The following is a 19,611-nucleotide window of genomic DNA, read 5'->3' as shown; positions in this document are numbered from 1 at the left end:
CGACGGTGCAGACCGCAGGGGTGTCACAGACCGGCGGCGGCCTTCAGCTTGTCGGCGCGATCGGTGTTCTCCCAGGGCAGGTCCACGTCGGTACGGCCGAAGTGTCCGTACGCGGCGGTCGGTGCGTAGATCGGGCGCAGCAGGTCGAGATCGCGGATGATCGCGCCGGGACGCAGATCGAAGGTCTCGGTGATGGCCGAACGGATCTTCACCGGGTCGATGGTCTCGGTGCCGAAGGTCTCGACGAACAGACCGACGGGCGCAGCCTTGCCGATGGCGTAGGCGACCTGGACCTCGATACGCGTGGCCAGACCGGCGGCGACGGCGTTCTTCGCGACCCACCGCATCGCGTAGGCGGCGCTGCGGTCGACCTTCGACGGATCCTTGCCCGAGAAGGCGCCACCACCGTGACGGGCCATGCCGCCGTAGGTGTCGACGATGATCTTGCGGCCGGTCAGGCCGGCGTCACCCATCGGTCCACCGAGCACGAACTTGCCGGTCGGGTTGACCAGCAGTCGGATGTCGGAGGTGTCGAGATCGGGGAGGTCGAGATCGGCGAGCACCGCGTCGACGACGTTGGTCTTGATGTCCGGGGTCAGCATGTTGACGAGGTCGATGTCGGCGGCGTGCTGCGTCGACAGGACGACGGTGTCGAGCCGGACCGGCTTGTCGCCGTTGTACTCGATGGTGACCTGGGTCTTGCCGTCGGGACGCAGGTACGGCAGCGTGCCGTCCTTGCGGACCTCGGTGAGACGACGCGACAGACGGTGCGCGAGGGCGATCGGCACCGGCATGAACTCGGGGGTCTCGGAGGTGGCGTAGCCGAACATCAGGCCCTGGTCGCCGGCGCCCTGCTTGTCGATCTCGTCGGTCTGGCCGTCGACGCGCGCCTCGTAGGCGTTGTCGACGCCCTGGGCGATGTCGGGTGACTGCGCGCCGATCGCGACGTTGACGCCGCACGAGGCGCCGTCGAAGCCCTTCGACGACGAGTCGTACCCGATCTCGAGGACCTTGTCTCGCACGATCTTCGGGATGTCGGCGTAGGCCGAGGTGGTGACCTCACCGGCGACGTGGACCTGGCCCGTGGTGACCAGGGTCTCGACGGCGACGCGCGAGTGCTTGTCCTGCGAGAGGAGGGCGTCGAGGATCGAGTCGCTGATGGCGTCACAGATCTTGTCTGGATGCCCCTCGGTGACCGATTCGCTGGTGAAGAGCCTGGATGCTCCGGCAGAACTCATCTTTTCCTCTCGAACCTCGCGACGAGGTGCAGTCGTGGTGTGGTCGCTACAGATTTGTGCAGGCACGCCCGGGCGTGACCTGTCCCCCGTGACAATCGTTCAAGGTACACACCCCCACCGACGGTCGGTGATGGCGCGTACCACCGTTGGGCTACATCGGGTCCCGCCCGAGCAGCTCACCGACGGCGTCCAGTATTCGGCTCGCCATGAGTGTTTTCGAACCGAGCGGCAGTGCGGTCTCGCTGCCGGTGTTCGCCAGCAGCCATCCGGTGTTGTCGTCGGTCCCGAAGGCCTTGCCGTCCCCGACGGCGTTGACCACCAGCAGGTCGCATCCCTTGCGGGCCAGTTTCGCCCTGCCGTGGTCGAGCACCCCGCCCGAGGCGTCGCCCGTCTCGGCCGCGAAGCCCACGATGACGGTCCGGTCACCGAGTTCGCCGCGGTCGCGGGCACCGACGATGCCGCGCAGGATGTCGGGATTGGTGTCGAGTTCGATCGGCGCGGGCCCCGAGGCGCCCTTCTTGATCTTCGACTCCGCCACGCTCACCGGTCGGAAGTCGGCGACAGCCGCGGCCATGATCACCACGTCGGCGTCACCGGAACGTTTGCCGACCTCCTCGGCGAGTTCGGTCGCCGTCACGATCGGTACCACCTCGACGCCGGCGGGAGGCGCGAGTTCGGTTGTGGCGCCGGCGATCAACGTGACCGACGCCCCGCGATGGGTGGCGGCGCGCGCCAGGGCGTACCCCTGCTTCCCGGAACTGCGGTTGCCGAGATAGCGCACCGGATCGAGCGGTTCGCGCGTGCCGCCGGCGGTGATGAGCATCCGCACCCCGGCCATGTCGTGGGGCAGGGCGTCGGGGCGATCGAGGAGTACGTCGCCGAGCAGACCGATCTCGCTGGGTTCGGGGAGACGGCCGGGTCCGGAATCGCGACCGGTGAGCCGTCCCGACGCGGGACGCAGGACGATGGCGCCGTGACCGCGCAGCGCGGCGACGTTCGCGACGGTCGCGGGGTGGTCCCACATCTCGGTGTGCATCGCGGGGGCGTAGACCACCGGGCATCGCGCGGTGAGCAGGGTGGCGGTGAGCAGATCGTCGGCGCGACCGGACGCGGCGCGGGCCATGAGATCGGCGGTCGCCGGTGCGACGACCACGAGGTCGGCGCCCTGGCCGATGCGCACATGCGGCACCTGCTCGACGTCGGCGAACACGTCGGGTGTGACCGGGTTGCCGCTCAGTGCCTCGAACGTGGCGCGGCCGACGAACTCGAGCGCGGCGCGGGTCGGGATCACCCGCACGTCGTGTCCGGCCTCGGTGAAGTGGCGGATGATCGAGCACGCCTTGTAGGCCGCGATCCCGCCGCCGACACCGACGACGATGCGCCGCGACGGGCCGCTCCCGGTCACCGGCATCGCCTCGCGTCGCTGTTCGCGATCGACCTACTCGCCTTCGGTGTGCTCGAGCAGGTCGCTGTGGATCTCGCGCATGGCGATCGACAGCGGCTTCTCCTGCAGACCCGGCTCCACCAGGGGGCCGACGTACTCGAGGATGCCGTCGCCGAGCTGGTTGTAGTAGTCGTTGATCTGGCGTGCGCGCTTGGCGGCGTAGATCACCAGGGCGTACTTCGACGATGCGCGGTCGAGCAGCTCATCGATCGGCGGATTGGTGATACCGAGCGGCGTGTCGTAGGCCGGGGCGTCGACGACGCCTGTCGCCGTGGCGTCGGAGCCGAAGGCTGCACTGCTGGTCGGGTTGCTCACGCAAAGTCCTCACTTCGTTGTCGATCGGGCGCATCAGCGGGCAATCGGATGCAAACGCGCTGTTCAGGGGATTCGGCCGGCGTCCGCAACGTGCAGATCACACCGCGGACGACCGTGAGTCCTCACGCCCGACCAGCAAGGATACCAACTCGTGGGCCACGCGGTCGACTTCGTCGTTGACGATCACGTGGTCGAACTCGTCGGCGATGGCCAGTTCGGCGCGTGCGGTCTGTAGTCGGCGCTCGATCACCTCGGGGCTCTCGGTGCCGCGGCCGGTGAGCCTCTCGACCAGCACCTCCCAGCTCGGCGGGGTGAGGAAGACGGTGATGGCGTCGGGGAGGCGGTCGCGGACGGCGCGCGCGCCGGCGATGTCGACCTCCACGAGGACCGGTAGGCCGGCGTCGAGGGCGTCGAGCACGGGGCGGGCGGGGGTCCCGGATCGTTGCAGGCCCCCGTGGATCTCGGCCCATTCGAGCAGCTCGCCTGCGGCGATCATCGTGTCGAAGCCGTCGGTGCCGACGAAGTGGTAGTCGCGGCCGTCGACCTCACCGGCGCGCGGGGCGCGGGTGGTGGCCGAGACGCTGAACACCAGGTCGGGCATCAGTTCGCGCAGACGTCGCACGACACTGGACTTGCCGACGGCGGAGGGGCCGACCAGTACCACCAGTCGGCCCCTCCGGTCGTGCGATGCCATCTAGTTCTGATCAGTCCTGATCGAACTTGGCGAGCAGCGCCTTGCGCTGCCGATCGCCCAGACCGCGCAGACGGCGGGTGGGGGCGATCTCGAGTTCGGTCATGATCTCCTGCGCCTTGACCTTGCCCACCTTGGGCAGGGCCTCGAGCAGGGCCGAGACCTTCATCTTGCCGAGGATCTCGTCGGTCTCGGCATCCTTCAGCACCTGCGTGAGGTTGGTGCCTCCACGCTTGAGCCGCTCTTTGAGCTCGGCGCGCGCCTTGCGAGCGGCTGCTGCCTTCTCCAGAGCAGCGGCGCGCTGCTCAGCGGTCAACTGGGGAAGGGCCACGGGTTCCTCCGTATTCGTAGAACTGGGTCGAGTCGCCACCGGGTGGGCAGCGGATGCTGTGGTTTGCCACAGCGACTGCGACCGTACCGACGTGAGCTGGGATTTGCGACCCCCACCCCACCATTTCCGCACTAGAGACCGTGTTGTAGAGGTTTCCGCCCCGGTTCGGCGGCGCGAGCGCCGCCGCCCGCCGACCAGACGGATCCGTCGTCGAAAAGCCCTGTAAGACAACACATGACGGCGAACTACCCGTTCGACGCCGGTCGACGACCCTGACGGTGCGCGTGGGGCGGGTGTGACGGATGGTTCGAGCCCGGATCAGCGGTAATCGTCCGACCCCGTCGAGCGTGTCGCTTTGCGGTCCTGAGCTGCGGCGAGAGCGCAGGCGGCTCAGCTGTGCAGGGCCGACTCCACCGCGTCGCGCATCGACTCGGTCGCCGTCACCAGCTCCGCACGCCCGGGTCCGGCACCGAGGATCTCCCGCGACACCGCGGGCAGCACCCAGCGGTGGACGCCGGCGAAGATGCGGGCGACATCCGACGGCGTTCCGCCCTGGGCACCGACCCCCGGCGCCAGGATGGGGCCTTCGAGCGCCTCGAGCGCCAGCCCGTGCGGACGTGTCGCACCGACCACCACGCCAAATGCGGCAGGACCTGCGGCGTTGCGGGCCGCGACGGCATCGATCACCGACTGCGCGACGGTGCTGCCGGTGACGTCGGCGAGTTGTAGCGACGCCCCCTCGGGATTGGAGGTGCGGGCGAGCACGAACACCCCACGACCCGACCCTGCGGCCTCGTCGAACGCGGGATCGAGCGACCCGACCCCCAGATAGGGCGAGACCGTGACGGCGTCGGAGCACAGCGGTGACCCCGGCGACAGCCATGCGTTCGCGTAGGCGGCCATGGTGGAGCCGATGTCGCCGCGTTTGGCGTCGGAGATCACCAGCGCACCGGCGGCACCGATCTCGGCGATGGCCTCCTCGAGAACGGCGAAGCCGCCCGAACCGAACCGCTCGAACAGCGCCACCTGGGGTTTGATCGCCGCTGCGATCGGCGCGACGGCACGCACCACGGTCTCGGTGAACGAGCGCAGCCCGTCGAGGTCGTCGCCCAGTCCCCATGCCGCGAGCAGCGCCGGGTGCGGGTCGACACCCACACACAGTCGACCGCGGCGGGCGACGGCGTCGAGGTGACGGCCGGCGTAGGCGACTCCCCCGCCCCCGTCGGTCACGAGCTGCGCATCACGCGGTGGCGCTCCTGCAGCGACATGACCCCGATGTCGCCACCGAGAGCGGCCTCGATGCCCTGCACGGCGGCGCCTGCCCCCTGCACGGTGGTGATGCAGGGGATGTTCACCGACACCGCGGCGCTACGGATCTCGTAGCCGTCGACGCGCGGTCCGGAGTTGCCGAACGGGGTGTTGATGACCATCGAGACCTCGCCGGCGCGGATGGTGTCGACGATGGTGACCGCACCCTCGGGGAGGCCGGTGTCGGAGTGCTTGAACACCTGGGTGCAGTCGATCCCGTTGCGGCGCAACACCTCCGCGGTCCCCTCGGTGGCCAGGATGTGGAATCCCAGATCGGCCAGGCGCTTCACCGGGAACAACAGGGCCCGCTTGTCCTTGTTGGCGACCGAGACGAAGATGTTGCCCGACAGCGGGAGCGACCCGTAGGCGGCGGTCTGCGACTTCGCGAACGACCGGCCGAAGTCGGCGTCGATGCCCATCACCTCGCCCGTCGACTTCATCTCCGGGCTCAGCAGGGAGTCGACACCGGTGCCGTCGGCGCGACGGAACCGGTTGAACGGCAGCACGGCCTCTTTCACCGCGATGGGCGCACCCACGGGCAGATCGCCGCCGTCGCCGCTCGCCGGCAGCACACCGGAGGTGCGCAGGTCGGCGATGGACTCCCCCAGCATGATCCGGGCGCAGGCCTTGGCCAGCTGCACCGCGGTCGCCTTCGACACGAACGGGACCGTGCGACTGGCGCGCGGGTTGGCCTCCAGCACATAGAGGATGTCGTCCTTGAGGGCGAACTGCACGTTGAGCAGCCCCTTCACGCCGATCCCGTGGGCCAGCGCCTCGGTGGAGCGGCGCACCGCGGCGACATCGGTCTTGCCGAGCGCCACCGGGGGCAGGGCACAGGCCGAGTCGCCGGAGTGGATGCCGGCCTCTTCGATGTGTTCCATGATGCCGCCGATGTAGACCTCGGTGCCGTCGCACAACGCGTCGACGTCGATCTCCACGGCGTCCTCGAGGAACCGGTCGACGAGCACCGGGTGCTCGGGGGTGAGTTCGGTCGCGCGGGAGATGTAGCCCTCCAGCGACGGTTCGTCGTACACGATCTCCATGCCGCGACCGCCGAGCACATAGGACGGCCGCACCAGGACCGGGTAGCCGATGTCGGCGGCGATGGTGCGGGCCTCATCGAACGTCGTCGCCATGCCGTATCTCGCGGCGGGGAGACCCGCGGCGTCGAGGACCTTGCCGAACTCGCCGCGGTCCTCGGCGAGGTCGATGGCGGCGGGGCTGGTGCCGACGATCGGCAGCCCCGCATCCTCGAGGCGTCGGGCGAGCCCGAGCGGGGTCTGCCCACCGAGCTGCACGATCACACCGACGACGGTCCCCGAGGCGGACTCGGCGCGGTACACCTCGACGACGTCCTCGAAGGTGAGGGGTTCGAAGTAGAGGCGGTCGGCGGTGTCGTAGTCGGTCGAGACGGTCTCGGGGTTGCAGTTGACCATCACCGTCTCGTACCCGGCGTCGCTCAGGGTCGTCGCCGCGTGCACGCACGAGTAGTCGAACTCGATGCCCTGACCGATGCGGTTGGGCCCCGATCCGAGGATCAGCACCTTGCCGCGCTCGGTCTGCGGGGCGATCTCGCTCGTGGCGGCGGGATCGATCTCGTAGGTCGAGTAGTGGTACGGCGTCTTCGCCTCGAATTCGGCGGCGCAGGTGTCGACGGTCTTGTAGACCGGGTGGATCCCCAGGGCATCGCGGTGCGCGGCGACGGCGGCGTCGTCGGCGAAATCGGTGCGGAGAGCGGCGATCTGGCGGTCGGACAGGCCGTGGGACTTGGCCTCGCGCAGGAGTTCGGCGTCGAGGGTGTCGGCCGCGCGGACCCGGGCGCCCAGCGCGCCGACGGCCTCGATCTCGGCGAGGAACCAGGGGTCGATCTTCGTCGCGTCGAAGAGCTGTTCCACCGTCGCGCCCCGGTCGAACGCCGCCATGATCCGGTAGAGCCTGCCGTCGCGCGGGGTGGCGATGTCGGCCAGGATCTCCTCGAGCGAGTCCTCGGTGACGGGGTCGGTCCAGAACCCGCCTGCCTTGGTCTCCATCGACCGCATCACCTTGCCCAGGGCCTCGGCGAAACTGCGGCCCAGGCTCATCCCCTCGCCCACCGACTTCATCGTGGTGGTCAATGTGTCGTCGGCACCGGGGAACTTCTCGAACGCGAACCGGGGTGCCTTCACGACCACGTAGTCGAGGGTGGGTTCGAAGCACGCGGGGGTCTCACCGGTGATGTCGTTGACGATCTCGTCGAGGGAGTACCCCACGGCGAGCTTGGCGGCGATCTTCGCGATCGGGAAGCCGGTGGCCTTCGACGCCAACGCCGACGACCGCGAGACCCGGGGGTTCATCTCGATGACGACCAGCCGACCGTCGGACGGATCCATCGCGAACTGGATGTTGCAGCCACCGGTGTCGACACCGACCTCACGGATGATGTCGATGGAGAGATCGCGCATCCGCTGGTACTCGCGGTCGGTCAGCGTCATCGCCGGGGCGACGGTCACCGAGTCACCGGTGTGCACGCCGACCGGGTCGACGTTCTCGATGGAACACACCACCACGACGTTGTCGCGGCCGTCGCGCATCATCTCGAGTTCGTACTCCTTCCACCCGAGGATCGACTCCTCGATGAGGACGTTGGCCGTGGGCGACGCCGCGAGGCCGCCGCCGGCGATGCGGTTCAGGTCGGCCTCGTCGTAGGCCATGCCCGAGCCGAGACCGCCCATGGTGAACGACGGCCGCACGACGACCGGGTACCCCAGTTCGGCGACGGTCTCATGACACTCGGCCATGGTGAAACACACTCGTGAGCGGGCACTCTCGCCGCCGACCTCGGCGACGATGTCCTTGAACTTCTGCCGGTCCTCACCGCGCTGGATGGCGTCGAAATCGGCGCCGATCAACTCGATGTCGTACTTGGTGAGGATCCCCCGCTCGTGGAGTTGGACGGCGGCGTTGAGTGCTGTCTGCCCACCGAGGGTGGCGAGCACCGCGTCGATCGGATGGCCGTTGTCGCGCTCGGTGACGATGACCTTCTCGATGAACTCCGGCGTGATCGGCTCGACGTAGGTGGCGTCGGCGAACTCCGGGTCGGTCATGATCGTCGCCGGGTTCGAGTTCACCAGGCTCACCCGCAGCCCCTCGGCGCGCAACACGCGACAGGCCTGGGTGCCCGAGTAGTCGAACTCGCACGCCTGCCCGATGACGATCGGGCCCGAACCGATCACCAGGACATGGTTCAGATCGCTGCGGCGGGGCATCAGGCACGGACTCCTTGCATCACGGTGACGAAACGGTCGAAGAGGTAGGCGGCGTCATGCGGACCGGCCGCCGCCTCGGGGTGGTACTGCACGGAGAAGGCGCGACCGTCGACGAGCTCGACACCCTCGACGGTGCCGTCGTTGGCGCAGGTGTGGCTCACCCGACCACGCCCGAAGTCGGTGTCGAACTCCTCGCCGGCCTCGCCCTCGAGGGCGAACCCGTGGTTCTGCGCGGTGATCGAGACCAGGCCGGTGGTGTGGTCGATCACCGGGATGTTGATGCCGCGGTGACCGAACTTCATCTTGTAGGTGCCGCGCCCCAGGGCGCGGCCGAGAATCTGGTTGCCGAAACAAATGCCCAGCAACGGGATCCGACGGTCCAGCACGTGTCGGGTGAGGTCGACGGCGGCGTCGGCGGTGGCCGGGTCGCCGGGTCCGTTCGAGAGGAACACCCCGTCGGGCGCGAGGTCGGTGACGACCTGTGGGTCGACCGACGATCCGAACACGTGCACCCGCACACCGCGCTGCGCGAGCATCCTCGGGGTGTTGGTCTTGATCCCGAGATCGATGGCCGCGACGGTGAACCGGTGTTCGCCGACGGCGTCGACGACGTACTCGTCGACGGTGCTGACCTCACCGGCCAGGTCGGCGCCGGCCATCGAGGGCGCCGAGCGCACCCGGTCGAGCAGCACCTCGGTGTCGACTCCGGACGAACCCGTGGGCAGGGCGTCACCGGAGAAGATGCCCGCGCGCATCGACCCGTGGTCGCGCAGCACGCGGGTGACCGCACGGGTGTCGATGCCCGCGATCCCGACGACACCCTGATCGACGAGCGCGTCGTCGAGAGTGCCCGTCGACCGCCAGCTCGACACGCGGCGGGTGGGGTTGCGGACGGCGTACCCGGCGACCCAGATGCGCCCCCCGCGGCTCTCGTCGTCCTCGACGTTCCACCCGGTGTTGCCGATCTGCGGGGCCGTCGCCACCACGATCTGCCGGTGGTAGCTCGGGTCGGTGAGCGTCTCCTGATAACCGGTCATCGCGGTGCAGAACACCGCCTCGCCGAGGGTCTGGCCGGTGGCGCCGAAGGCCGTCCCGGTGAACACCTGCCCGTTCTCGAGCACCAACACCGCTGTGGTCATGATCGTGGCTCCTTCGCCGTGTCGGTCGGCTCGTCGGGGTCGGTCGGGTTGTCGGGGCCGTTCGGGGGCTCATCGGCCGCGGGGCCGGGCGGGTCGGCGGGCGGTCGCGTGCCCGCCGCGGGGTCGAGGTCGACCCAGACCGGGTAGACGCTCTTGTCGTCGGCGCGCACACCGGAGTCGATCTCGGTGCCCGAGGGCAGACGCCAGCGGATCACCAGCACGCCGTCGGCGGTCATCACCTTTCCGGCGAGGCCGCGTTCGGTGCGGACCGCGACGAGTGACTCGCGCGGGATCCAGATGGCGTTCGCGCCGTGGCGACTGAGCAGGATGCCGCTGTCGAAGGCGGAGAACTCCGTCGACGCGCGGTCACCGTAGTCACCGACGGCGACCCGGTCCTGCCAGCTCGGCGCCACCGTCGACCCGACGTAGAGACCGGTGTGCGGACCGAACAGCAGTGCACCCGGGTCGAGGGGGACCTCGGGGAACGCGCCGAGCAGATCCTGTTGTCGCCGTGCGCGATTGCGCCAACCGCGCAGCATCAGTGCGATGACGCCCAGCCAGGCCAGGACGACGATCGCCACCACCAGTACACCGCTCATCGGTATCGCACCTGTCCGTCGTGCGCGGTCACCCGACCGCGCAGGACTGTCGCGACCACCCGTGCGGGCAGCGTCATCGTGTCGAACGGGGTGTTGGCACTGAGACTCGCGAGCTCGCCGCGTGAGACCGTCCACTCCGCGTCGGGGTCGACGACGGTGAGGTTGGCGGGCTCGCCGACCGCGATCGGTCGCCCCTGATCGGGCAGTCCGACGATCTGCGCGGGGCGTTCGCTGAGCACGCGGGCGACGCCACGCCAGTCGAGTCCGTCGGGCCCCACCACGGTGGCCGCGATCACCGACAAGGCGGTCTGCAGGCCGAGCATGCCGGGGCGGGCCACAGCGAACTCGCAGCACTTGTCCTGCTCGGCGTGCGGAGCGTGGTCGGTGGCGACGCAGTCGATCACGCCGTCGACGAGGGCCTGCCGTAGTGCGGCGCAGTCGCTGCTCTCCCGCAGCGGCGGGTTCACCTTGTTGACCGCGTCGTAGGTCTGCAGGCGGGAGTCGTCGAGGAGGAGGTGGTGCGGTGTCACCTCGGCGGTGATGGCGATGCCCTGCCCCTTGGCCCATCGCAGCAACTCGACGGTGCCCGCGGTCGACGCGTGGCAGATGTGTACGCGGGCACCGGCGTCGCGGGCGAGGATCGCGTCGCGGGCGACGATCGACTCCTCGGCCGAGCGCGGCCATCCCGCCAGACCCAGGCGGGCGGCGGTGGGGCCCTCGTGGGCGATGGCGCCGACGGTGAGTCGGGGTTCCTCGGCGTGCTGGGCGATGAGGACGCCCAGGCCGCTCGCGTACTCGAGCGCGCGACGCATCAGCAGCGGGTCGTGGACGCACTTGCCGTCGTCGGAGAACATCTTGACCTGTGCGACACCGTCGGCCATCGCGCCGAGCTCGGCCAGGTGCGTGCCCTCGAGACCCACCGTGACCGCGCCGACCGGGTGGACGTCGACGAGGCCGACCTGCTGACCGCGGGCCCACACGTGATCGGTGAGCACGGCCGAATCGGCGACCGGATCGGTGTTGGCCATCGCGAACACCGCGGTGTAGCCACCCAGAGCCGCTGCCGCAGAACCGGTCTCGATGGTCTCGGTGTCCTCGCGACCGGGCTCGCGGAGGTGGGTGTGCAGGTCGACGAAACCGGGCAGCACGATGCCGCCGCGGCCGTCGACCAGCTCGGCCCCGTCCGCGGAGAGGCCGGCGCCGATCTCGGTGATCACACCGTCGACCACCAGCACGTCGACCGCGTCACCCTCGCCGTACGGACGCACATCGGCGATCAGCAACCGCTCACTCACGACACACCCTCCTCGTCGGTTCCGACCAGGAGTCGGAACAGCACGGCCATCCGCATGTGCACGCCGTTGCTCACCTGCTGCAGGACGGTCGCGCGTGGCGAATCGGCCACCGAGAACCCGATCTCCATGCCGCGCAACATCGGACCCGGGTGCAACACCACGGCGTCGTCGTCGAGCAGGGCCAGTCGTCTCTCGCTGAGTCCGTAGCGGATCGAGTACTCCCGTGCCGAGGGGAAGAACCCACCGTTCATGCGCTCGGCCTGCACCCGCAGCACCATCACCGCGTCGACACCGGGCAGGGTCGCGTCGAGGTGGTGGGACACCTCGACGGGCCATCCCGACACACCGACGGGCAGCAGGGTCGGCGGGGCGACGAGCACCACCTGCGCCCCCAGCGTGCTCAGCAGGTGGGCGTTCGACCGGGCGACCCGCGAGTGCAGGATGTCGCCGACGATCGCGATCCGCCTGCCCTCCAGCGTGCCTAGGCGCTGCCGCAGCGTCAACGCGTCGAGCAGTGCCTGTGTCGGGTGTTCGTGGGTGCCGTCGCCGGCGTTGATCACCGCGGGCCCGTCACCGTCCTCGGAGGTCCACCGCGCGATCTGGTGGGCCGCACCCGAGGCGGGATGTCGCACGATGAGCGCGTCGGCGCCGGCCGCACGCAGGGTCTTGGCGGTGTCGCGCAACGACTCCCCCTTGCCCGCCGAGGAACTCGAGGCACTGACGTTGATGACGTCGGCGCTCATCCACTTGCCCGCGACCTCGAACGACACCCGTGTGCGCGTGGAGTTCTCGTAGAACAGCGTCATCACGGTGCGGCCGCGCAGGGTCGGCAGCTTGCGCACCTCCCGGCCGAGGAGTGCCTGCTCGAACCGCTCGGCCTCGTCGAGGAGTCCGTGCGCGGCGGCTGCGTCGAGGTCGTCGACCGACAGCAGATGTCGCATCAGCGGGCCCGCCTCTCGACACCGGGTGTGCCCGCGGCGAGGACCACCTGATCGATCCCGTCGTGTTCGACGAGCTGCACCGAGACGTCCTCCGAACGCGAGGTGGGGATGTTCTTGCCGACGTAGTCGGCACGCAACGGCAGTTCCCGGTGCCCGCGATCGACGAGGACGGCGAGCTGTACCGCCGACGGACGCCCGAGGTCGCGCAGGGCGTCGAGCGCCGCGCGGACGGTGCGGCCGGAGTACAGGACGTCGTCGACGAGGATCACCAGCGCCGCGTCGACGCCACCGGAGGGGACCGAGGTGCGTTCGAGGGGACGGTGCGGCTTCGCGCGCAGGTCATCGCGATAAAGGGTGATGTCGAGGTATCCGACGCCGGTGTCGACACCGGAGAACTCACGGATGCGGTCGACCAGTCGCCGGGCGAGAGTGGTTCCCCGCGTGGGGATCCCGAGAACCACGACCCGGGGTGAATCAGGGTCGTCGAGCGCGGTCTTCTCGATGATCTGATGGGCCATCCGCGCGATGGTCCGGGTCACGTCACCGGAATCGAGGAGAATCCGCCGATCATCGGGCGCGCCGTCTGCCGGTGTCACCTACCCGACCTCCTTCTCCGCCTCACGGGACGGATCGTTAAAGGATGTCTGCTTTCGTCGAGAACCTTAACAGTCGCTGCGCGGCGATCCCGCTTCGAGCGAGCTGTATCACTCGCCAGCGGTGTCGGGTTCGGATCCGGTGGCGATCGACGCCGCCCGCACCTGCGGGGCCAGCGTGACGATCCGTCCGAGCACGCCGTTGACGAAGGCGGGTGACTCGTCGGTCGACAGCTCCTTCGCGAGCTCGACGGCCTCGTCGACCACGACGACGGGCGGGACGTCGTGGGTGTTGAACAGTTCCCACGCGGCGAGGCGCAGGATCGCGCGGTCGACGGCGGGCAGACGGGGCAGGGTCCACTCCCGCAGATGCGAGGTCAGGACGGCGTCGATCTGCGCACGGTCGGCGGTGAGGCCCTCGATGACCCGCGCGGTGTACGGGTGGATCATTCCGATGCTCTCGTCGTCGACGACGAGTTCACGCCGCTGAGCGATGAGCTCGATCGGCGAGACGTCCTTGGCCTCGGCCTCGAACAGCAGGTCTACGGCGCGCTGGCGCGCCTTGTGGCGGGTACCGGGTTGTTTCACGCGGCCCTCACACGCAGAGCGGACGAACCGAGGTCACGAATTCACGCGACCGAGGTAGTTGCCGTCACGCGAGTCGACCTTGAGCTTGTCGCCGGTGTTGATGAACAGCGGGACGTTGATCTCGGCGCCGGTCTCCAGCGTCGCGGGCTTGGTGCCGCCGGTCGACCGGTCACCCTGCACACCGGGATCGGTCTGGGCGACGAGCACCTCGACGGTGACGGGGAGCTCGACGTACAGCGGGTTGCCGTCGTGCATGGCGACCTGGACCTTCATGTTCTCGAGGAGGAACTTGTGGCCGTCGCCGAGAGTCTGCGGGCTGACGGAGATCTGCTCGTAGTTCTCCGAGTCCATGAAGACGAAGTCGGTGCCGTCCTTGTAGAGGAAGGTCATGTCGCGGCGGTCGACGGTCGCGGTCTCGACCTTCACGCCCGCGTTGAAGGTCTTGTCGACGATCTTGCCCGAGAGCACGTTGCGGATCTTGGTGCGCACGAACGCCGGGCCCTTACCGGGCTTGACGTGCTGGAACTCCTGGATCTGCCACAACTGGTCGTCCATCCGGAGAACGAGCCCGTTCTTGAAATCTGCGGTACTGGCCACGTGTGTGTCGCTTCCTTCCACCCGCGAGCGGGCGCATGGTCACCGTCGTCCTGGGCGCCGGTCGCCCCTAGATGACGGAGAATGATTTGTCGGTGGTGGTCAGCAGCTCGGGAACGCCCTCGCGGACCACCAGCGTGTCCTCGATGCGGACACCGCCTCTGCCGGGCAGGTACACACCGGGTTCCACGGTGACTGCCGCACCGCATGGCAGTGTACCCGTCGCGCTCGCACCGATCGCCGGCGCTTCGTGGATCTGCAGACCCACGCCGTGTCCGAGCCCGTGGACGTAGTTCTCGCCATAGCCCGCGGCGTCGATCACCGCGCGTGCCGCCGCGTCGACCCCACGCGCGTCGGCGTCGGGGGTCAGTGCCTCCCGCCCCACCTGCTGGGCCGCCGCGACGAGGTCGTAGATCTCACGCTGCCAGTCCGCGGCATGGTCCAACACGTAGGTGCGGGTCATGTCGGAGTGGTAGCCGCCCACCACGGCCCCGAAGTCGATCTTGACGAAGTCGCCCGCGGCGAGCACCGCGTCGGTCGGGCGGTGGTGCGGCACCGCGGAGTTGGCCCCGGCCGCGACGATCGTCTCGAAGGAGATGTCGTCGGCCCCGCACGCGTACATCTCCCACTCCAGGGCGCGCGCCACCTGACGCTCGGTCTGTCCGGGCACGATGACGCCGCGTTCGATGATGGTCGCGAGCGCCACGTCGGCGGCCTGACAGGCCTGTCGCAACAGCTCGATCTCGCTCTCGTCCTTCACCATCCGCAACTGCTCCACCTGCGGGCCGAGGGCCACCAGCCCGATCGCGGGGCTCGCGGCCTCGGCGTCGGAGCTCAGCGCACGCCAGGCCGCGACCGTCATCGCGTGCTCCTCCACCGCGACCACCGATCCGCCGGCGAATTCGCCGAGCAGGGTCGCGGGGCAGTTGCGACCGATCACCGGGGACAGGTCGGGCACCTGCTCGGACACCTGTGTCACGTAGCGACCGTCGGTGGCGATCCGGTCGTCGTCGGGACCGCTCACCGACACCGCGACCGCGGCGTTCGAGCCGGTGAACCCCGTCAGGTAGCGGACGTTGACGAGATCGCCGATGAGGGCGTGGTCGGCGCCGAGGGCGGCCAGCGCCTCGCGCAGACGGTCGCGGCGAGCCCGGTGGACGTCGTGCGGATCGGTCACCGACGGGGCCAGGGAGGTCATCGCAGCAACGCTACCGCGCCCGAACTCGTGTGTTGCGGCACACAGTGGTGCGGGCGTTGGGTACGCTTCCGCCCATGGTTGCCTGGATGTTGCGTGGTGTGTCGATGTCGGTGGTCCACGTGGTGGCCAGGGTGCTGCTCGGACTGGCCATCGTCCACGCCCCGCTGCAGGGCACGTACTGGAAGACCCTCGCGGTCGCCGTCGTCGTCCTCATCGCGATCATCTGGGGCGGCATCGACGGTATCGCCGACGGCCGCGCCCACGACGACCCCGAGGACTACGACGACCTCACCATCCGCTGGCTCAAGGCCGGACTGTTCACCGGTGTCGTCTCGGCGATCATCTCGTGGGCACTGAGCAACTACGTCGTCGCCGGTATGGGGCAGAACTCGATCTTCGTCGAGCTGTTCGCGGGCGGCTCGTTCACCACCCTGCTGGTGTTCATCCCCGCGCTCGCCGGTGCCGCGCTCGGTCGCTTCCTCGCCCACCGACAGCGCAACAAGAACGCCAAGCAGCAGAACAACGACACCGGCGCCGAGCAGCGACAGACCGCCGACACCCACTGAGCCCACGCCCCCCGGGGCGCGGCGATCAGAGCAGGATGCCCCCGGGCGACGCCGACCGCGCGATCGCGGAGTAGGCGGCGACCAGCAGCCCGGGATCAGGACCCTCGAGTCGTCCCGGCCGGGCCAGCCCGTCGAGCACCACGAACCGCAGCATCCCCGAACGGTTCTTCTTGTCCCCCGCCATCGTCTCGAGCAGCGCCGGGAAGGCGTCGGCGTCGTACCCCGTGGGCAGCCCGACCGACTCCAGGATGCTGCGGTGCCGATCAGCGGTCGCGTCGTCGAGACGCCCGGCGAGGCGTCCCAGTTCCGCGGCGTACAGCAGACCGACCGACACCGCGGCGCCGTGTCGCCACCGGTACTGCTCGCGGCGCTCGATCGCGTGGGCGAGGGTGTGCCCGTAGTTGAGGATCTCCCGCAGTGACGACTCGCGCAGGTCGGCCGCCACCACATCGGCCTTGACCTGCACCGATCGCCGGATCAGTTCGGGGAGAACCGTTCCCGCGGGGTCGCGCGCGGCGACCGGATCGGCCTCGATCAGGTTCAGGATCTCCGGGTCGGCGATGAACCCGGTCTTGATGACCTCGGCGAGCCCGGCGATGATCTCGTTGGGGGGCACCGTCTCCAGCGTCGCGGTGTCGATGAGCACGGCACGCGGCTCGTGGAACGAACCGACCAGGTTCTTGCCTGCGTCGGTGTTGATACCGGTCTTGCCGCCGACCGCCGCGTCGACCATCCCGAGCAGTGTGGTCGGCAGGTGCACCACGCCGATACCGCGCATCCAGGTGGCGGCGACGAACCCGGCGAGGTCGGTGGCCGCACCGCCGCCGAGTCCGATGACGACGTCGTTGCGCTTCATCCCGATGCGGCCGAACACCTCCCAGCAGAAGGCGGCCACCGACAGGTCCTTGCCGGCCTCGGCGTCGGGGATCTCGATGCGGTGGGCGTCGAACCCGGCCTCGGCAAGCACTTCTCGTACGGCCTCGGCGGTCTTGATCAGCGGCGGCTGGTAGAGGATCGCGATGTGATCGGCTCCACCGGCCGCGGCGACGAGATCGGTCAGCAGGTCGCGTCCGATCACCACGTCGTAGGGGTCGGCCGTGGCGACCCTGATGCGGATCGGGTCGGTGGGTGCGGGGGCGGTGCCGGTGGACTCGGTCACGAGGAAACCTCTCGGGGATCGGGGTGGTGCGGGCGGGAGCGGTCCGATGTCGTCGTCTCGGGGTCGAGCAGCTCGCGGATGCGCCGGGCCACGGTCGACGGGTCGGCGTCGTCGGTGTCGACCCGCACGGTCGCGACCTCGGCGTACACCGCGGCCCGGGCGGCGTGCAGCGCGCCGTAGCGTTCGCGGGGCGAGGGTCCGTCGGAGTCGGCCCGGAGCAGGGGGCGCGACGACCCCTCGACCCGCGCGAAGCCGGCGTCGGGTGCGACGTCGAGATGCACCACCCGATGTCCGGAGAGGACGCGACGCACCTCGGGGCTCACGACGGCGCCGCCGCCGAGGGCGACGACACCACGGTGCGTGGTGAGCACATCGGCGATGACGGCCGATTCGATCTCGCGGAACCGTTCCTCGCCGTCGGTGGCGAAGATGTCGGCGATCGACCGTCCGGTGCGCCGGACGATCTCGTGGTCGGTGTCGAGGTAGTCGACGCCGAGGTGCGCGGCGAGCACCGACCCGACCGTGGACTTCCCCGCTCCCATGAACCCGATCAGGACGACGGGTCCGTTGGTGCGTGCGGGGAGATCGGAGGTCATCCGGCGGCGGGCCGCGCCGACACCGCGCTGTCACCGTGCGCGAGGCGTGCCGCGACACGCTCGCGGTACCGCGCCACGTTGTCGGCGGTCTCGGTCACCGAGTCGCCACCGAACTTGTCTAGCGCGGCCTGGGCGACGACGAGCGCGACCATCGCCTCGGCGACCACGCCGGCGGCGGGGACCGCGCACACATCCGACCGCTGGTGGATGGCGCTGGCCTGTTCCCCGGTGGACATGTCGACGGTCGACAGCGCGCGCGGCACCGTCGAGATCGGCTTCATGGCCACGCGGACGCGCAGGTCCTCACCGTTGGTCATCCCGCCCTCGAGGCCACCCGCGCGGTTCGTCGAGCGCAGCACGCCGTCGGGTCCGGGGACCATCTCGTCGTGGGCCGCGCTGCCGCGGCGGCGGGCCGTGGCGAAACCGTCGCCCACCTCGACACCCTTCATCGCCTGGATGCCCATCAGCGCCGATGCGAGGCGCGCATCGAGTCGGGTCTCACCGCTGACGTGGGAGCCGAGCCCGACCGGCAGGCCGGTCACGATGACCTCGACGACCCCGCCGAGGGTGTCGCCCTCCTTCTTCGCCGCCTCGATCTCGGCGATCATCGACGCCTCGGCGGCCTCGGACGCCGCGCGCACCGGGCTGGCGTCGATCCGGTCGAGATCGTCCGGCGTGGGACTCGGGCCGTCGAACGGATCGGACGCCCCGATCGACACCACATGCGAGAGGACCTCGGCGCCGAGCACCTGACGGAGGAAGTTGCGTGCCACGGTTGCGGCGGCGACCCGTGCCGCGGTCTCCCGGGCGCTCGCGCGCTCGAGCACGGGACGGGCGTCGTCGAAGTCGTACTTCAGCATCCCGGAGTAGTCGGCGTGGCCGGGCCGCGGACGCGTGAGCGGCGCGTTGCGTGCGACATCGGCGAGCTCGGCGGCGTCGACCGGGTCGGCCGCCATCACCGTCTCCCACTTGGGCCATTCGGTGTTGGCGATCTCGATGGCGACGGGACCGCCCTGGGTGAGACCGTGACGGACTCCGCCGACGACGGTGACCTTGTCGGCCTCGAACTTCATCCGGGCACCGCGGCCGTACCCCAGACGCCTGCGGGCGAGTTGGGTGGCGATGTCGTCGGATGTCACCGAGACACCGGCGATCATCCCTTCGACGAGGGCGACCAGGGCGGGGCCGTGGGATTCTCCGGCAGTTATCCAGCGCAACACGAATCGTCATTCTTCCACGTCCCGGTCGCCGTCCCGCCCGCACGTGGGTCACCCACCGGTGAACAGCCCACCCCAGATCATCGCGGCGACCACCAGAGCGGGTCCGTGAGCCTGCGGAACACTCCTGCCACTCCCCCGACCACGCACCGCGGTGACGACGGCCGCGCACAGGCTCAGCACCGATGCGGCCACGACCACCAGGAGCGCGCGACCGGGATCGGCGACGAGTCCCCCGAGCGCGACGGCGAGCTTCACGTCACCGCCGCCGCACCCACCGGCCAGGCAGGTGACCACGTACGGCACCGACAACGCCAGGACCGACAGGGCGACCCCACCGTGAACGGTCGCCGCGGCCAGCACCGCGATCACCGCGGGCACGGTGAGTCGGTTGGGCAGCGTCCGCGAACGCAGGTCGTGGCCGATGAGCATCATCGACCACGCCGGGAGCACCAGCAGGGTCACCGCGCAGGCCGTCGAGGACGAGATCACGAGGTCATCGTCGGCGAGCGCACCGGGGCGTGCACCGCCCGACGCGCTCACCCTGGGGACAA

At 69.7% G+C, this 19,611-nt stretch carries 20 protein-coding genes; 1 reads left to right on the top strand and 19 read right to left on the bottom strand.

Annotation, left to right across the window (positions count from 1 at the left end):
* Window positions 1–23 precede the first annotated feature (23 nt).
* The 15 genes from metK to ACLBW1_RS18730 form a co-directional block, all read right to left on the bottom strand.
* Window positions 24–1,238 (bottom strand): methionine adenosyltransferase, encoded by a 1,215-nt coding sequence (metK, locus tag ACLBW1_RS18800; protein ID WP_045822679.1) that lies wholly within the window; start codon window positions 1,236–1,238, stop codon window positions 24–26.
* Window positions 1,239–1,389: 151 nt separating this feature from the next.
* Window positions 1,390–2,649, bottom strand: a complete 1,260-nt coding sequence (coaBC, locus tag ACLBW1_RS18795; protein ID WP_447813311.1) for a bifunctional phosphopantothenoylcysteine decarboxylase/phosphopantothenate--cysteine ligase CoaBC — start codon at window positions 2,647–2,649, stop codon at window positions 1,390–1,392.
* Between the two features lie 27 nt (window positions 2,650–2,676).
* The gene (rpoZ, locus tag ACLBW1_RS18790) at window positions 2,677–2,997 is read right to left on the bottom strand and encodes a DNA-directed RNA polymerase subunit omega (RefSeq protein ID WP_434217807.1); all 321 of its coding nucleotides are present in this window, start codon (window positions 2,995–2,997) and stop codon (window positions 2,677–2,679) included.
* Between the two features lie 97 nt (window positions 2,998–3,094).
* Complete coding sequence (gene gmk, locus ACLBW1_RS18785; protein WP_447813310.1) at window positions 3,095–3,691, bottom strand: guanylate kinase; 597 nt, start codon at window positions 3,689–3,691, stop codon at window positions 3,095–3,097.
* A 10-nt stretch (window positions 3,692–3,701) separates the two neighbouring features.
* Complete coding sequence (gene mihF, locus ACLBW1_RS18780) at window positions 3,702–4,019, bottom strand: integration host factor, actinobacterial type (protein ID WP_045822676.1); 318 nt, start codon at window positions 4,017–4,019, stop codon at window positions 3,702–3,704.
* A 390-nt stretch (window positions 4,020–4,409) separates the two neighbouring features.
* Window positions 4,410–5,249: an orotidine-5'-phosphate decarboxylase gene (gene pyrF / locus ACLBW1_RS18775; RefSeq protein WP_447813309.1), complete on the bottom strand. Its 840-nt coding sequence runs from the start codon at window positions 5,247–5,249 to the stop codon at window positions 4,410–4,412.
* Window positions 5,246–8,572, bottom strand: coding sequence for a carbamoyl-phosphate synthase large subunit (carB, locus tag ACLBW1_RS18770; RefSeq protein ID WP_447813308.1), 3,327 nt, complete (start codon window positions 8,570–8,572; stop codon window positions 5,246–5,248). Before carB ends, pyrF begins: the two co-directional genes overlap by 4 nt.
* A complete protein-coding gene (carA, locus tag ACLBW1_RS18765; protein WP_447813307.1) occupies window positions 8,572–9,711 on the bottom strand; it encodes a glutamine-hydrolyzing carbamoyl-phosphate synthase small subunit in 1,140 nt (379 codons plus the stop codon). The genes carB and carA overlap by 1 nt, the downstream gene beginning before the upstream one ends.
* A complete protein-coding gene (locus ACLBW1_RS18760; RefSeq protein WP_447813306.1) occupies window positions 9,708–10,310 on the bottom strand; it encodes a PH-like domain-containing protein in 603 nt (200 codons plus the stop codon). Before ACLBW1_RS18760 ends, carA begins: the two co-directional genes overlap by 4 nt.
* Window positions 10,307–11,605, bottom strand: a complete 1,299-nt coding sequence (locus ACLBW1_RS18755; RefSeq protein ID WP_447813305.1) for a dihydroorotase — start codon at window positions 11,603–11,605, stop codon at window positions 10,307–10,309. The genes ACLBW1_RS18760 and ACLBW1_RS18755 overlap by 4 nt, the downstream gene beginning before the upstream one ends.
* Window positions 11,602–12,546 (bottom strand): aspartate carbamoyltransferase catalytic subunit, encoded by a 945-nt coding sequence (locus ACLBW1_RS18750; RefSeq protein ID WP_447813304.1) that lies wholly within the window; start codon window positions 12,544–12,546, stop codon window positions 11,602–11,604. Before ACLBW1_RS18750 ends, ACLBW1_RS18755 begins: the two co-directional genes overlap by 4 nt.
* The gene (pyrR, locus tag ACLBW1_RS18745; RefSeq protein WP_447813621.1) at window positions 12,546–13,064 is read right to left on the bottom strand and encodes a bifunctional pyr operon transcriptional regulator/uracil phosphoribosyltransferase PyrR; all 519 of its coding nucleotides are present in this window, start codon (window positions 13,062–13,064) and stop codon (window positions 12,546–12,548) included. Before pyrR ends, ACLBW1_RS18750 begins: the two co-directional genes overlap by 1 nt.
* 186 nt (window positions 13,065–13,250) lie before the next feature.
* Complete coding sequence (gene nusB / locus ACLBW1_RS18740; protein WP_447813303.1) at window positions 13,251–13,727, bottom strand: transcription antitermination factor NusB; 477 nt, start codon at window positions 13,725–13,727, stop codon at window positions 13,251–13,253.
* A gap of 33 nt (window positions 13,728–13,760) precedes the next feature.
* A complete protein-coding gene (gene efp / locus ACLBW1_RS18735; RefSeq protein WP_434217817.1) occupies window positions 13,761–14,324 on the bottom strand; it encodes an elongation factor P in 564 nt (187 codons plus the stop codon).
* Window positions 14,325–14,391: 67 nt separating this feature from the next.
* Entirely contained in the window at window positions 14,392–15,519 is a 1,128-nt protein-coding gene (locus ACLBW1_RS18730) for a M24 family metallopeptidase (protein WP_447813302.1), read from the bottom strand.
* Between the two features lie 74 nt (window positions 15,520–15,593).
* Between ACLBW1_RS18730 and ACLBW1_RS18725 the strand changes: the two genes are divergently transcribed.
* Window positions 15,594–16,085: a B-4DMT family transporter gene (locus ACLBW1_RS18725; protein WP_447813301.1), complete on the top strand. Its 492-nt coding sequence runs from the start codon at window positions 15,594–15,596 to the stop codon at window positions 16,083–16,085.
* 25 nt (window positions 16,086–16,110) lie between these two features.
* Here the strand turns inward: ACLBW1_RS18725 and aroB are convergent, their stop codons facing one another.
* The 4 genes from aroB to ACLBW1_RS18705 are packed head-to-tail and all read right to left on the bottom strand — an operon-like array spanning window position 16,111 to window position 19,600.
* A complete protein-coding gene (aroB, locus tag ACLBW1_RS18720; RefSeq protein WP_447813300.1) occupies window positions 16,111–17,244 on the bottom strand; it encodes a 3-dehydroquinate synthase in 1,134 nt (377 codons plus the stop codon).
* Window positions 17,241–17,840: a shikimate kinase gene (locus ACLBW1_RS18715; RefSeq protein WP_447813299.1), complete on the bottom strand. Its 600-nt coding sequence runs from the start codon at window positions 17,838–17,840 to the stop codon at window positions 17,241–17,243. The genes aroB and ACLBW1_RS18715 overlap by 4 nt, the downstream gene beginning before the upstream one ends.
* Window positions 17,837–19,060, bottom strand: a complete 1,224-nt coding sequence (aroC, locus tag ACLBW1_RS18710; RefSeq protein ID WP_447813298.1) for a chorismate synthase — start codon at window positions 19,058–19,060, stop codon at window positions 17,837–17,839. The genes ACLBW1_RS18715 and aroC overlap by 4 nt, the downstream gene beginning before the upstream one ends.
* 48 nt (window positions 19,061–19,108) lie before the next feature.
* Window positions 19,109–19,600 carry a prepilin peptidase gene (locus tag ACLBW1_RS18705; RefSeq protein WP_447813297.1) on the bottom strand — a complete coding sequence of 164 codons (492 nt, stop codon included), beginning with the start codon at window positions 19,598–19,600 and terminating at the stop codon, window positions 19,109–19,111.
* Window positions 19,601–19,611: the final 11 nt, after the last annotated feature.

The sequence above is a fragment of the Williamsia sp. M5A3_1d genome, assembly GCF_053345315.1.
This window is presented reverse-complemented; position numbering and strand designations above follow the sequence as displayed.

Excerpts from the sequence above, each read along its gene's own strand:
- ACLBW1_RS18760 (WP_447813306.1), bottom strand. The coding sequence starts at position 10,310 with ATGAGCGGTGTACTGGTGGTGGCGATCGTCGTCCTGGCCTGGCTGGGC.
- ACLBW1_RS18750 (WP_447813304.1), bottom strand. The coding sequence starts at position 12,546 with ATGCGACATCTGCTGTCGGTCGACGACCTCGACGCAGCCGCCGCGCAC.
- gmk (WP_447813310.1), bottom strand. The coding sequence starts at position 3,691 with ATGGCATCGCACGACCGGAGGGGCCGACTGGTGGTACTGGTCGGCCCC.
- ACLBW1_RS18725 (WP_447813301.1), top strand. The coding sequence starts at position 15,594 with ATGGTTGCCTGGATGTTGCGTGGTGTGTCGATGTCGGTGGTCCACGTG.
- ACLBW1_RS18715 (WP_447813299.1), bottom strand. The coding sequence starts at position 17,840 with ATGACCTCCGATCTCCCCGCACGCACCAACGGACCCGTCGTCCTGATC.
- pyrR (WP_447813621.1), bottom strand. The coding sequence starts at position 13,064 with ATGGCCCATCAGATCATCGAGAAGACCGCGCTCGACGACCCTGATTCA.
- carB (WP_447813308.1), bottom strand. The coding sequence starts at position 8,572 with ATGCCCCGCCGCAGCGATCTGAACCATGTCCTGGTGATCGGTTCGGGC.
- metK (WP_045822679.1), bottom strand. The coding sequence starts at position 1,238 with ATGAGTTCTGCCGGAGCATCCAGGCTCTTCACCAGCGAATCGGTCACC.
- carA (WP_447813307.1), bottom strand. The coding sequence starts at position 9,711 with ATGACCACAGCGGTGTTGGTGCTCGAGAACGGGCAGGTGTTCACCGGG.
- coaBC (WP_447813311.1), bottom strand. The coding sequence starts at position 2,649 with ATGCCGGTGACCGGGAGCGGCCCGTCGCGGCGCATCGTCGTCGGTGTC.
- ACLBW1_RS18730 (WP_447813302.1), bottom strand. The coding sequence starts at position 15,519 with ATGACCTCCCTGGCCCCGTCGGTGACCGATCCGCACGACGTCCACCGG.